Source organism: Chloracidobacterium sp., from assembly GCA_015075585.1.
Lineage (GTDB): Bacteria > Acidobacteriota > Blastocatellia > Pyrinomonadales > Pyrinomonadaceae > OLB17.
The window spans coordinates 1549619-1563184 of record JABTUB010000001.1 but is presented as its reverse complement, the minus strand read 5'-3'; the positions used below and the strand labels follow the sequence as shown (position 1 = coordinate 1563184).

Below are 13566 nucleotides of genomic sequence, written 5' to 3'. Positions count from 1 at the left end.
GGAAATTAAAATGTACAAGAGGGAGAAATATATGAAATACTTTCTTGTCTTAATGATCTGCGTAGTATTCGTTGTTGGCTGTGCAGTCCAGACCGATCAACGAAGCGGTCAGCCTTATGTGTCATATATCACCGATCAAATCATAACCGACGATTCAAAAGTACTAGACGATGGCGCGGGGATAACCCTGAAATTGGAACCGGGCAAATACAAGCTTGAAATGACCGCAAACAACGATGGCGCTGATATCGAATGGGTCGGTGGTAGTTGTCCGAGAACACAACCGATGCGCGAAGCCACAATGACTTGTGAAATGCCGCGTCAAGGTCAGCTTGTTATTACTAATCCGACGGTATTCGGCTTGGGCAAACAGGTGAGTGTTACGGTTCGAGTGACAAAACTTGCCCGATAGATTGGCCTCGAAACTATGTAAATGTGGAAAAAGAGACTCTAAATCTTATTCTCGGCGGCGTTATTGCGTTGGCGGCTGCGATTGTCGGTGGTTTGATGGGTGAATTCAAAGCATGGACTGAGGCGAGACGGAATAGGAAACGCATACTTCGCTCCGCTCTTTTTCGACAACTTGAACTTTATGGTGAGGTAATCCGACTGAGTCCTGACGTTCACGCCGCTCTTTCTGATGCCTTCACGAAGATGTTTAAGGAAGTCGGTATTCCTGAGGAAAGTATAAATAATTTTCAAGTTTTACAGCCGCATCTTGGCTTCATGATGAAAACGATGTTAAGCCCGGATATTCAGGCCATCAGCACTCGTTACGAAGAAATTGTAGCGACCGTGGCTGAAGTTGATCCGTTGTTCGCCGAAAGAATTAGCCAAAGATTTGAGATCAGTCGAATGAACATGATTGATAGACTGATGACACCATCTCAGTTAGCTCCTATCGACGATTTAGGACCAATCTATGGGCTAGGGGCAGAGATGATGCGTTTTCATCACAAGGCGTTTGTGGATTCCGTTGAAAAGAGCATATTAGAAACCGCACAACTACTAGGAAGAAATCTTGTATCTAAAACTCAAGAACGAATTGATGCTAGACGCAAGGCATTTCTTGAGGCCGATTCTCGCGAAATGCGGAATACTATTGGTCCGTTTCTAATTTCATTTGTGAAAGAAAATGCAAAGTTTGTCAAATCAAAAAGAAATTCGTGAGTCCGAGGCAACTGAGTGCTGACCTGCTATCGCCGACTAAACGCAGAAAGCTGCCGATCGGATTACCGTGTCCTAACCACCGACCCGGCATGGGCGGCATTCACCAAATCGATGCGGATTATGAAGAAGTTATTGAATTTGCCGAGAAGAATAATGTTAAAATTCCGATAAACGAAGAAATATGCCCGAAAATGAATAGCAGTGAGCTAATAATATACCGATCTGACGACGGGCAAACTCGTATTGAAACCCGGCTCGAAGACGAGACCGTTTGGTTGACCATTGACCAGATGGTGGAGCTTTTCGACAAATCACGTTCGACCATAAACGAGCATATTCTCAATATTTACAACGAAGGCGAACTTGAGCGGCCGGCGTCGATGAGAAAAATCGGAATTTCCGATTTTTCTTCTGCATTGACCAAGCCGACTAATTTTAACAAACTCGATGTAATCATCTCGGTTGGTTATCGCGTTAAATCACAAAGAGGTACGCAATTTCGTATATGGGCGACGGAACGACTTAAGGAATACATTATAAAAGGCTATACGATCAACAGCGAGCAGTTGGAGAACCTCGGCGGCGGGAATTACTGGAAAGATATATTAAATTCGATTCGCGCGACCGTGGTATGGGAATCGAATAGGTGTTTTCGATGATCAAAGAAGTTCGAAGAACTCACAAAACGTGATCATTAAGATCAGGTATGGCAGTTGATCGTAGTGCCGTAGAAACGCACGGTTTAGCTCATCACGCCGAATGGCGATGAAATCTTTCGGCCTATAGGATCGGTCGAACCAATAGAACCCACGAAGACTGTGTTAAAATTCCAAACGAGGCGCAGAAATGACGATCGAACAAGCAATACTAAAGAGAATGAAGGCATTGCCGCATTATAAGCAGAAGGAATTATTGGATTTTGCAGAATTCCTTGCCAGAAAAACGGACGCTATTAATGAAGATCTGCTCATTGACGAACTATCTGACCTTGACGAGAACGAGTTGACGCATCTGGAGATGGAGTTTGACAACTATGAGCAAGCGTTCCCTCGACGATGATTATGCCGCCGATACTATGGCGGTCGTCTTGCATCTCGAAAACAGAAGGTCAAGCAAACGAGTAACCGAAATATTTGAAGCTGCGGGTCGCGGCGATTTAAATATTCATATTCCCTCAATAGTATTCGCTGAGATCCTATATCTTTCTGAGAAACGAAGGATCACCGCCAGTCTTTCGGATGTAGAAGATCACGTATCCACAAACTCAAATTTCCACGACGCTCCTCTTAGTATCGAGATCATACGACAGGCAGCTAAAATCACCGATATTCCTGAACTACATGATCGGTTGATCGCTTCCACGGCAAGCGTTTTGGGAATGAAACTCATCACCAACGATCCCAAAATACAGAACTCCAAATTTGTCGATACGATTTGGTGATATTTGGTACGAAGAGGACGTGGCGTTTGTCCGACGATCAATTGCACACTTGCCTCACCTTTCCGAACGAGAACATTCGGCGTCATCCGCCACGCCGACGCCGGTTACGAAGAAGCGATCGAATTTGCGAAGGAAAATGACGTTATCGTACCCATCATGGATGACGTAGTATAAAGGCCCTTTAATTGACGTACGCGAAGCCGCTTACGCAAAAAATATGTCATGAACGAAAACATTGTCGTCATTCTGCACGGGTTCTTTAAGCTCCCGAATTTGGATAAGATGAAGGTCGTCGAGGCGATCAACGAATATTTCGATTCAACGGAGCGCGAACCGATACGCGCCCGCTGGGACGAGGCTTTCGACGCTATCGATCGCGACGCTCACAATTGCGTCTGCTGCGAACAATGACCGATATCTACGACCGTGTGGGTACGATTGCTTGACGCCGTCCCGAACGAGCACACAGCCTTTCAATACTAACGATCTTGCGTTTCCCGCACCATCATCAGCTCAGGCCCGAGCCGCAGGCTCGCTCGGTGATCACTCGGAAATGATAGCCCATGGCTGCGAGTGTCAAACCGTGCTTGATCTCGCGGCGATGTGCGGTCAAGAGTTTGTAGCAATACTTCCAAAACATAAGACGTTCTCTGTCGCGTATGCCAAGCAGACTTACGATACGCCACAACGCCTTTAGATCAGAGCGGAGGTTCGAACGCCGCGGATCACGTCGTTCTTTTCCAAAATTCGAAAGGCACGCCAATGACCGTGCATAGTACTCTTTCGGGCTGTAAATATTTGATAGTACGGTCTTAAAGCCTTCCACAAGGCGCTCTCGCGGCATCTTTGGTTCAAAATTGATCGAGCAATCCGAATTGTTCCCTGAGTGGTAACCAACCAAACGTCCTTCCTTTTCAAGCCTTCGCCAAAGCTGCGTATCAGGCAGTGCGGACAATAAACCGACCATCGCCAGCGGGATGGCGCTGTTTCGAATAAAGTCGATCTGTCGCTCAAAAATATCGTCAGGATCATTATCAAAGCCGACGATAAACCCCGCCATTACCTCAAGTCCGTAGCTTTGGATCTTTTTGATCGAATCAATGAGGCTGCGTTTTGTGTTTTGTGTCTTCTGAGCTTCTTTCAGACCCGCCTCCACAGGCGTTTCGATGCCGACAAATACTCGGCTGAAACCGGCGGTGCGCATCTGATCGAGCAGGACTTCATCTTCGGCGAGATTCAGGCTCGCCTCGGTAAAGTAAGAGAAAGGATACTCGTTCTTTTCATTCCACTCGATCAACTCAGGCATCAAGAACCGAACGTTCTTTTTATTGCCGATGAAATTGTCGTCAACAATGAAGACAGGACCGCGCCAACCTGCCTCTTTCAGATGATCAAGCTCGTTCAGCATTTGCTTGGGCGATTTCGTGCGGGGTACCCGTCCGTATATCTCGATGATGTCGCAAAATTCACAGTTGAACGGACATCCGCGCGAATATTGGAGGTTCATCGAACTGTAATTCGACAATTCGATAAGGCTGTAGTCTGGCGGCGGAGTTTTGTCGAGAGCCGGCCTCGTTATTGCTTTGTAAACCTTTTGCGGAACTCCAAGCTCAAGATCGTGAAGGAACTCAGGAAAGGTCTCTTCAGCCTCGCCGACGAAGATATGATCCGCGTTCGGCAACTTCTCTGCGCTGGTCGAGACATATGGCCCTCCGACGACAGTTCGCTTTCCCATTGCCCGAGCTCTGTTGACGATCTCTTCGAGTGAATCTTTCTGCACGATCATCGCGCTTGAGAAAACCATATCGGCCCACTCGATGTCCGCGTCTTTCAGTTCCGTAATGTTCAGATCGACAAGCCGCTTTTCGAAATTACTCGGCAGCATAGACGAAATGGTCATTAGGCCCAGCGGCGGAAATGCGGAACCTTTCCCCTCGAATGCGAGGGCATGCCGGAAACTCCAATATGTATCAGGGAACTTCGGATAGGCGAATAGAACTTTCATACATTGACAATACCTTTGATCAAACGCCGTATCAATAGGAATTCAAAGATGTTACAAAAGTAGTACAATTGGCGGAAGAGCGAAGATTCACACCCGGACGCGGCGCGCCGAACATAGCGACACCAGTCAATTTCGTTTTCGGTGCCGCAGTAACAGGTTCAGCGTAAACTTCGGTGTTACAATGGAGTGAAATGAGCATACAATTTGACCTTACGGTTCGACCGGACGCAGCCCTATTTTACAATCGAAACGATCTGAACGATCCGCGGCTGGGAAACGTAGTTTCACACGACCTCGAAGGCTATGCACGTGCGGACGTCGTGATACTCGGTTGTCCGCAGGATGAGGGAGTGCGGCGCAACAACGGCCGTATCGGTGCGGCCGAAGGGCCGAGGGCGATACGGGAACAATTCTACCGCCTTACGACCTTTAATCTGAAGAAGAACATTTTTGACCTCGGCGACGTCAAGATCGCGCCAACTCTCGAAGAAACCCACGATACGATGACCTCGGTCGTGAAGCAGTTGCTGGGGGACGGAAAGCGCGTCATCACTCTCGGCGGGGGCAACGATATTTCGTATGCCGACGGGCGTGCAATGTATGAAGTTTACGGAACGGAGGGCTGGATCGGCGTCAATATCGACGCGCATCTTGATGTGAGTGTTGCCGACCAAAGGAACAGCGGCACTCCGTATCGCCAACTTCTTGACGAGGGGTTGCTTAAACCGACCTATTTTTATGAGGTCGGTTACCAGACGCATCAAAATTCGCCGATATACTACGAACATCTCCGAAATTTGGGTGTACACCGTATAAGCCTTGAAATGGTGCGTTCACGAGCCGAAGCCGATCTTGAATTGATGGAGCAGATCCGCCAGAAATTCATCGGCCACAGTTCGTCGCTAAGCACGTTCTTCGGGTTTGATGTCGATGCCGTACGATCAAGCGACGCACCGGGCGTTTCGGCACCATCACCGTTGGGCCTGCGGGCGGGCGAGTTCATCCAGCTTGTGAAATACGCCGCTTCGCTTGCAAATACGCGGATGATCGAATTCTCAGAGGTCAATCCGAAGTATGATATCGACAACCGTACGGCCAAACTCGTTGCGATCGCTATGCATCGCTTCTGCACGGGCGTATCGTAACGAATTGCGTCCACAAACGGCCTCCTTTTTGCAGATCCGCTAACTTGACACATTTTTGGTGTTTTGGCATTCTTTAAGTTCGCTTTTGCCGCGGCAAAACGAGGTATAGGCACTTAGCTCAGTGGTAGAGCACTACCTTGACACGGTAGGGGTCAGCAGTTCAACTCTGCTAGTGCCTACCATTTAACAACTTTCGATAAGATGCTTTCGAAGAACTTTGCTGTTTTTACAACTACTACGACCCGCTTCTAATGGCGGGATGACCGCAGTTTCAACGGAACTGCAAAGCAAAGTCGCTCTTATCGGATCTGATCTTGACGAGTAGTAGGTAATTGTTGATTGTTCCTTGTCGATCCTTGATCGGCAGATAAAAGCGGCTACAAAGCCGGCAAAGCATCTGCACAGCCGATCTTCAGCAAAGCAATGTGCAATTAACAATGTTATGAGTGAAGTAAATATTAAATTTGGCGATATGCAGCGGGCGATACCTGCGCCTGCGACGGTACTTGATGTGATCAAGGCGTTCGATCGCGACGTTCTTAAGAAGTCTCTTGCCGCGAAGCTGAACGGCGAAGAGGTCGATCTGAATCGTGAAATTCCGTCCGGCGATGAGCTGATCTCGGTAGAACCGATCACTGCGGACTCGGCGGAAGGCCTCGAGATCATTCGACATTCGACCGCGCACCTTCTCGCCGCAGCGCTTCTCGAACTGTTCCCCGGAACCAAGCTCGGCGTCGGCCCTGCGCTAATGGAAGACCCGCGTTACGGGTTTTTCTACGACGTGATCGCGCCGCGAAGTTTGACGGAAAGCGACCTTCCCGTGATCGAGAAAAAAATGCGCGAGATGGCAAAGCGTGATCTCAAATATCGCCGCGACGTCATCAGCAAGCAGGAAATACTCAGTATTTTTGAAGATCGTGCTGAACCGCTCAAATGTGAGCTTATCGACGAAAAGGTGGATGATACCGCGAGCGTTTACTACATCGACGGCTCGCCGTTCATAGATTTCTGCCTCGGCCCGCACGTTCAGCACACGGGCAAGCTCAAGGCGTTCAAGCTCTTAGCACTTTCGGGCGCGTATTGGAAGGGTGACGCAGAGCGTGAACAAATGCAGCGCATCTACGGCATCGCTTTTGCGACGCATGCCGAACTCGATGCTTGGCTTAAGCAGCGTGAAGAGGCCGAGAAGCGCGACCACCGCAAACTCGGACGCGAACTCGATCTGTTCTCGATCGATGATGACTACGGTCAGGGCCTTATTCTTTGGCATCCGAAGGGCGGCGTGATCCGCAACGAGATGGAAAGGCTCCTTCGCGAGGAGCTTGAACAGCGCGGTTACAGCTTTGTTTTTACGCCCCACATAGCAAAACGAGATCTTTGGGTTCGCAGCGGACATGAAGGTAATTACGCCGACTCGATGTACGCCCCGACGAGTATTGAGGACGAAGAATACCGCCTCAAGCCGATGAACTGCCCGTTCCATATCGGTATTTATCGGTCGCGGCCGCGTTCGTATCGCGACCTGCCGCAGCGTTACTCGGAAATGGGTACGGTGTATCGGGCTGAGCTCTCGGGAACGCTCCACGGACTAATGCGCGTTCGCGGATTTACGGTCGATGACGCACACCTTTTTGTACGTCCTGATCAAGTTCAGGCAGAAGTTTCCGACTGCCTTGATTTTGCGATCAAGGTGTTGGAGATCTACGGCTTTGAAAAGGTAAAATTCGAGCTTTCGGTACGCGGTTCCGCTGATAATAAGGGTTTTCTCGGCTCTGACGAGGACTGGAATGCCGCGGAAGAGCAACTTGCTCAGGCATTGAAGGAGCGGGGCATATCCTACGAGCGTATCGAAGGTGAGGCGGCTTTTTACGGGCCGAAGGTCGACATAAAGGTTGAGGACGCCATCGGCAGGATATGGCAGCTCGGCACCGTTCAGCTTGACTTCAATCTGCCGGAACGGTTCGACCTCGAATACACCGGCGAAGACAACCTTAAGCATCGGCCGATAATGATCCATCGGGCATTGTTCGGGTCGATCGAACGTTTCTTCGGTGTGCTTATCGAACATTTTGAGGGGGCATTCCCGCTATGGCTTGCTCCGGTACAGGTCGCCGTTCTGCCTATTACCGACCGCATAAACGATTATGCGAATTCTGTAGCCGACACGCTTCGTGCGGCGGGCTTCAGGGTCGAGGCGAATACGCGTTCGGACAAGATCGGTGCTAAGATACGCGACGCCCAACTCCAGAAGATCCCGTATATGCTCGTATTGGGTGATAAGGAACTCGAGGCCGGCAATATCGCCGTCAGGCATCGAAAGGAGGGCGACATCGGCGTGATGTCGCTGATCGAATTCAAGGAACGCATCGAGGCCGAACGCTCGGCCCGCACTTCCTAGAAAGGGTACGTTACAAAGGAGGCTTTTATCGCAAGAAGATTTGGTGGAAGGAACTTTAGGCCGCGGCAACGCGAGCCGCTTCATCGTACGAATGAGCGCATTCGCGTTCCGTCCGTACGGGTGGTTCTTGAGGACGGCGGCACGCTTGGCATAATGGACACGCGTGACGCGATCCGTGAAGCGAGAGATCGCGGGCTTGACCTTGTTGAGATCGCTCCAAATGGCCAGCCGCCCGTTTGCAAGATCATTGATTACGGGAAGTTTCTTTACGAACAGAAGAAGCGGGCCCATGAGGCGAAAAAGAATCGTGTTACCGTCCAAGTAAAGCAGATCAAATTCAGGCCCGGCACTGACGATCACGATTACAACTATCGAATGGAACGTGCCCGCGAATGGCTGCTCAACGGCGACAAGGTAAGGGCTGCCATCGCGTTCAGGGGGCGTGAAATGTCGCACAGAGAACTCGGTGCAAAGATCCTTGCCCGCCTTACAGAGGAACTCGGCGAAATGGCAGACGTCGAAGTGGCGCCAAAGATGGAAGGCTATCAGATGTTTACGATACTGGCTCCTAAGAAGGGAGTAAAGGCCGCCGAAAGATCGGCTCAGCCAAAGGCCGTCAAGGCGGAAAGCACTGAGCGATCCGAGCCTGCAAAGCGTACCCAAGGGCCCGGAAAGGCCAAAACCGTCGTTCGTGACGATGATGACGAGATCTTTTGATAACAATTTTTGCGGCAGGTTCAGTTCCTGACCGCACGGAGGTAAGATGCCAAAACTTAAAACACATAAAGGAGCCGCAAAGCGCTTTCGCTCGACGGCAACGGGTAAATTCAAACGCGGCCACAGCCACGCACGCCATATCCTGACCAAGAAGACCGCAAAACGTAAGCGGAATCTCGATATCGACGTTCTGGTATCGGAAGGTGATCAAAAGCGTGTGGAGAAGATGCTGCCGTACGGCCGCGACTAGTTGAATTTGGCCCGGACAAGATCACACCATGCCCGCATCGCGGGCGCTGTACTGTGATTGTCCGGTTAGTATCGGAGGAGTAAAGCAATGCCTAGAGCAAAACGTGGGAATAAGCGCGTCGAAAAGCGCAAAAAGATATTGGCCTTAGCTAAAGGCTACCGGGGTACAAAGTCGAAGCTTTATCGTTCGGCAAAGGAATCTGTCGAGCGTGCACTTAATTTCGCATATACCGGCAGAAAGCTTAAAAAAAGGGACTTTCGCAAGCTGTGGATCGTACGCATCAATGCGGCGTGCAGGCTGAACGACATCAAGTATTCGCAGTTCATTCATGGACTTAACCTCGCCGGCATCGAGCTGGATCGCAAGGTCCTTGCCGATATGGCGGTCAAGCAGCCCGAAGCCTTTGCCGCGATCGCGTCTCAAGCGAAAGAAGCCGTGAACAACAACACGCGGGCGGCAGCTTAGTGCCGTTTTTTGCCGAGATCGCTGTTATTTTGCCTGAAGATAAAAGGGCTGGGGTAACTGAGGTCTCATTAGACGATCATGTCGGACGAAACTCGGCAAATTGACGATATACGCGAAGCGTTCGGGCGTGAGTTCGAACGCTTTGCTCATCTGGAACTTAACGGCCTCGATCTCCCGGCGGCCGAAGGCTGCCTCTCCGCGCTTAACGAGCTCAAGATCAAACACTCGGGCAAGAAGTCGCCGATCGCAGGTGCGATGAAGCTCATCGGAAAAGTTGCGCCGGAAGATCGTGCGCAATTCGGCTCGTACGTCCAACAGGCAGAAGCATTCATAACCGAAAGCCTTTTGGAAGCTGAGTCGCGCATCACGAAATATATTCTTGATCTAAAACTCGAAAGGGACAGTGTCGATGTAACCATCCCGGGCCGCCGCATCGTCGCCGGACGCCACCACCCGATAACGATCTTGCGTCAACGCATCGAAGACATATTCGTTTCGATGGGATATACGATCGAGGACGACCGTGAGATCGAAACCGATCATTACAATTTCGATGCGCTGAATATCCCGCAGGGCCATCCGGCTCGCGAGTCGCAGGACACTTTTTATACAACAGAAGGCTTCGCTTTGCGTTCACAGACATCAACCGTCCAGATTCGCGCGATGGAGCGTCGCGGTGTGCCCATTCGGATACTTGCGCCGGGAAAGGTCTTTCGCCGGGATACGCCGGATATGACCCACACCCCGATGTTTCATCAGCTTGAAGGACTTTGTGTCGAAAAGGGCATTACGATGGCCCATCTGAAAGGAACGGTTACCGAGTGGCTGAAACGGCTTTTCGGCGCCGGTACCATCACGCGATTCCGGCCGTCATACTTCCCTTTCACTGAGCCGTCGGCAGAGTTCGATTTTTCGTGTTTCAAGTGTCAGGGCACGGGTAATGTCGACGGAGACCGCTGCCGTCCCTGCAAAGGCAGCGGCTGGATAGAACTCGGCGGATGCGGAATGGTGCACCCGAATGTGCTTCGTGCGTGCGGCGTCGATCCCGAAGAATATACGGGCTTTGCTTTCGGATTCGGTCTCGAACGAATGACGGCTATGCTTTACAACATCGACGACATTCGCCATTTGTTTGAGAATGATATGCGGTTTCTGGAACAGTTCCGCTAACCTTTTCGGATCATCTGATGAATATTAGTTACAACTGGCTTCGGGACCTCATCGACCTCGACATGACAGCCGAAGAAACGGCGGCTGAGCTGACCCGCATCGGCAATGCCGTTGATGCGATCCATACTGCCGGCGAAGATCATGTATTCGACATCGACCTAACCTCAAATCGGCCTGACTGCCTTTCACATCGTGGCATTGCCCGCGAGCTTTCGGCCTCAACGGGCAGATCAATAAAAGGACCGGTCCGCGCCGAACGAAACGATGTCCCGATGCCTTCAATATTGGCTCACGACATTGTCAATATCGAAGCACCCGATCTTTGCAACAGATTTACCGCCCGCATTATCCGCGGCGTCAAGGTCGGGCCGTCGCCCGAATGGCTTGTAAAACGCCTCGAAGCGGTCGGCGAACGTTCGATCAATAATATCGCCGACATTACTAACTATGTAATGCTCGAACTCGGCCAACCGATGCATGCATTTGATCTTGACAGACTCGTTGAGAAAAGGATCATCGTCCGACGTGCACGCCTCGGTGAAACGATCGTTACCCTCGACGATGTCGAGCGTCAGCTGGACGAAACCTCACTTGTTATTTGCGACGCGGAAAAACCCGTTGCTATCGGCGGCATCATGGGCGGCCTCGATTCGAGCATTACTGAAAACACCGTCGATGTATTGATCGAGGTCGCATATTTTAACCGCTCAAACATCCGTTCAACCTCGAGGCGCCTTCATCTCTCGACCGAGGCCAGCTATCGCTTTGAACGCGGTGTCGATATCAATGCATTAAAAGAAGCCTCGGACCGAGCATTGCAGTTGATCGAAGAACTTGCGGGCGGAACGGCTGGCGAGTTTATTGACGCGTACCCCGTAACGCATCGGGAAACTGTCATTGCGTCTTCAGATATCTCCGCTGCCGTTGAGCGTTTGTCGGGCATCACTATTGCTGAAGATCAGTGTACTGACATATTGAGTGCGCTCAAGATCGAGGCTAATGAGACTGCTTCGGAATTCACTGTGCCTTCCTGGCGGCACGATCTCGCGATCGAGGCCGATCTTGTCGAGGAAATAGTACGCTTTTTCGGCTATGAGCACATAAGCGACGAGATACCGCCCGCTTACTCTGCCGGAGAATACCTTCCACACGAAACACGACTCCGGCATCTTCGGCAAAACTTGACCGATTCCGGTTTTTCCGAAGCGATGTCCTACAGTTTCGTTGATGCGGCGAACGACGATCTTTATGAACCCGCAGGACAAGATCTGCGAAATTATGTAACGCTGCGCGATGCCATAATCGATGGCTCGACACGGATGCGGCCGACGATAGTTCCCGGACTTCTTAATGCGATAAGGCATAACCTGAATTTCCAACGCCGCGACCTGAGGTTCTTCGAGATCGGCAAGGTCTTTTCGGTTGGCGAAGATCCTTCAGCCCTTCCTCAGGAGGACCGTGTCTTAACCATCGCAATGACCGGCGTTTTGCCGGCGACCGGAAAACAGCACGCTAAACAAGAAACTGACCTCTATGACGTAAAGGGTGTCGTAGAGAACGTACTCGAAACTCTTGGGCATCTCGATCCGGAGTTTCGCCTGTCGGATGCTCGCCACTTGACCGCCGGCCAAAGGAGCAATATCTACTGCAAAGGCCGTTATATTGGTTCTTTGGGCCGCATCAATTCCGACATCATGGCGGCGTATAAGTTCAAGAAGCCTGTTTTTGTAGCAGAGTTATTGCTCGATCACATACTTGATCTACCCGAGGAACCTGTCATCTATTCGCCCCTGCCGAGATTCCCCGCCGTCTCGCGCGATGTGAGCATTACGGTGCTACGTGCTGTTACGCTTGCTGAGATACTTCGTGCCGCAAACGACTCGCCGACCGACATACTTGAGGACGTCCGCTTCATAGATGTGTACGAGTCCGACGATGTTCGCACCATCACGATAAGGGTTACCTATCGCGCGAACGAGCGTACATTGACGGAAGATGAGGTTGAGACGGTTCATAAAGGCATAGTCGATAAACTCAAGAATTCATTTGGCTTACAAAAAGGCGAGAGCTAGCTTCAGATTTTACTTGAAGTTTTTCGTTATCTGGCACATAATCTTTTCCACAGCTTTATTTTGGTATCAGAAGCAATGGAAATGAACAGGCTCGCCGGAATGGAAAAATTCTCGCATCTGGAAGATAAGATCTACCTTACTATCCAGTTCGTCCAAAGACTTCGTCAGGAGCGTGACGAATTCGCGAATCAGCTTGATGCCCTACGGCAAGAGAACGCATCGCTCGCTGCGACATCGGGCGAGCTGCGCGCGACGGTCGAACGCTTGAAACGCGAGCATGATGCGATCCAATTGCAAGTAGAGGATATTTTGGAAACGATCTCGGTTCTCGATCCGTCCGCGACCGGACAGCCGATGGTGTGAGGTCTTATGTCTGAAAAAGCACTTCGCGTTGAGATTTACAATCAGGTTTACAGCATCCGCTCCGATGGTGATGACGGTTATATTCAGGAACTTGCAAAATACGTTGATACCAAGATGCGTGAGATATCGTCGGGCACCCAAACCGTCGATTCGCTAAAGGTCGCGATACTGGCGGCCCTCCATATCGCGGACGAATATCATCGCATCTATGACGAGCGGCAGAAGATCGATGACGACCTCGGTGTTCGAAGCGGGAGATGCGCAGAAATGCTCGACAGCCTTTTGAAACATCGCGAAATGCCGGCCCACGAAATATTGACGGAACAATAACTGCCGCCGGTGTGTTACAATGCTGATTGGCGAATGAGTT

The 13566-nt window shown here is 50.7% G+C and carries 16 protein-coding genes and 1 tRNA gene; 16 read left to right on the top strand and 1 reads right to left on the bottom strand.

Annotated features, from left to right (window positions below; all coding sequences use genetic code 11):
- The first annotated feature begins 31 nt into the window (after positions 1-31).
- The 6 genes from HS105_07210 (at position 32) to HS105_07185 (ending at position 3022) form a co-directional block, all read left to right on the top strand.
- Positions 32-412: a hypothetical protein gene (locus HS105_07210; GenBank protein MBE7516379.1), complete on the top strand. Its 381-nt coding sequence runs from the start codon at positions 32-34 to the stop codon at positions 410-412.
- Between the two features lie 23 nt (positions 413-435).
- Complete coding sequence (locus tag HS105_07205; GenBank protein ID MBE7516378.1) at positions 436-1170, top strand: hypothetical protein; 735 nt, start codon at positions 436-438, stop codon at positions 1168-1170.
- A 191-nt stretch (positions 1171-1361) separates the two neighbouring features.
- Positions 1362-1829 (top strand): virulence RhuM family protein, encoded by a 468-nt coding sequence (locus HS105_07200; protein ID MBE7516377.1) that lies wholly within the window; start codon positions 1362-1364, stop codon positions 1827-1829.
- Positions 1830-2016: 187 nt separating this feature from the next.
- Complete coding sequence (locus tag HS105_07195; protein MBE7516376.1) at positions 2017-2229, top strand: DUF2281 domain-containing protein; 213 nt, start codon at positions 2017-2019, stop codon at positions 2227-2229.
- Positions 2204-2611 (top strand): PIN domain-containing protein, encoded by a 408-nt coding sequence (locus HS105_07190; protein MBE7516375.1) that lies wholly within the window; start codon positions 2204-2206, stop codon positions 2609-2611. The genes HS105_07195 and HS105_07190 overlap by 26 nt, the downstream gene beginning before the upstream one ends.
- A gap of 222 nt (positions 2612-2833) precedes the next feature.
- Positions 2834-3022 carry a hypothetical protein gene (locus HS105_07185; GenBank protein ID MBE7516374.1) on the top strand — a complete coding sequence of 63 codons (189 nt, stop codon included), beginning with the start codon at positions 2834-2836 and terminating at the stop codon, positions 3020-3022.
- Positions 3023-3119: 97 nt separating this feature from the next.
- Here the strand turns inward: HS105_07185 and HS105_07180 are convergent, their stop codons facing one another.
- Positions 3120-4616, bottom strand: coding sequence for a B12-binding domain-containing radical SAM protein (locus tag HS105_07180; GenBank protein MBE7516373.1), 1497 nt, complete (start codon positions 4614-4616; stop codon positions 3120-3122).
- Positions 4617-4807: 191 nt separating this feature from the next.
- On the opposite strand from HS105_07180, the gene HS105_07175 reads away from it, so the two are divergent.
- The 10 genes from HS105_07175 (at position 4808) to HS105_07130 (ending at position 13526) form a co-directional block, all read left to right on the top strand.
- Positions 4808-5761 carry a formimidoylglutamase gene (locus tag HS105_07175; GenBank protein ID MBE7516372.1) on the top strand — a complete coding sequence of 318 codons (954 nt, stop codon included), beginning with the start codon at positions 4808-4810 and terminating at the stop codon, positions 5759-5761.
- A gap of 107 nt (positions 5762-5868) precedes the next feature.
- Positions 5869-5943: transfer RNA gene (locus tag HS105_07170), tRNA-Val, on the top strand.
- A 260-nt stretch (positions 5944-6203) separates the two neighbouring features.
- Entirely contained in the window at positions 6204-8159 is a 1956-nt protein-coding gene (gene thrS / locus HS105_07165) for a threonine--tRNA ligase (GenBank protein ID MBE7516371.1), read from the top strand.
- Between the two features lie 27 nt (positions 8160-8186).
- A complete protein-coding gene (locus HS105_07160; protein MBE7516370.1) occupies positions 8187-8876 on the top strand; it encodes a translation initiation factor IF-3 in 690 nt (229 codons plus the stop codon).
- Between the two features lie 46 nt (positions 8877-8922).
- A complete protein-coding gene (gene rpmI / locus HS105_07155) occupies positions 8923-9126 on the top strand; it encodes a 50S ribosomal protein L35 (protein ID MBE7516369.1) in 204 nt (67 codons plus the stop codon).
- A gap of 87 nt (positions 9127-9213) precedes the next feature.
- Positions 9214-9591, top strand: coding sequence for a 50S ribosomal protein L20 (rplT, locus tag HS105_07150; protein MBE7516368.1), 378 nt, complete (start codon positions 9214-9216; stop codon positions 9589-9591).
- A 78-nt stretch (positions 9592-9669) separates the two neighbouring features.
- Positions 9670-10761 (top strand): phenylalanine--tRNA ligase subunit alpha, encoded by a 1092-nt coding sequence (gene pheS, locus HS105_07145; protein MBE7516367.1) that lies wholly within the window; start codon positions 9670-9672, stop codon positions 10759-10761.
- A gap of 17 nt (positions 10762-10778) precedes the next feature.
- Positions 10779-12833: a phenylalanine--tRNA ligase subunit beta gene (locus HS105_07140; protein ID MBE7516366.1), complete on the top strand. Its 2055-nt coding sequence runs from the start codon at positions 10779-10781 to the stop codon at positions 12831-12833.
- A 75-nt stretch (positions 12834-12908) separates the two neighbouring features.
- Positions 12909-13196, top strand: coding sequence for a hypothetical protein (locus HS105_07135; GenBank protein MBE7516365.1), 288 nt, complete (start codon positions 12909-12911; stop codon positions 13194-13196).
- A 6-nt stretch (positions 13197-13202) separates the two neighbouring features.
- On the top strand, positions 13203-13526 hold the full coding sequence (locus HS105_07130; GenBank protein MBE7516364.1) for a cell division protein ZapA: 324 nt from the start codon (positions 13203-13205) through the stop codon (positions 13524-13526).
- The last annotated feature ends 40 nt before the right edge of the window (positions 13527-13566 follow it).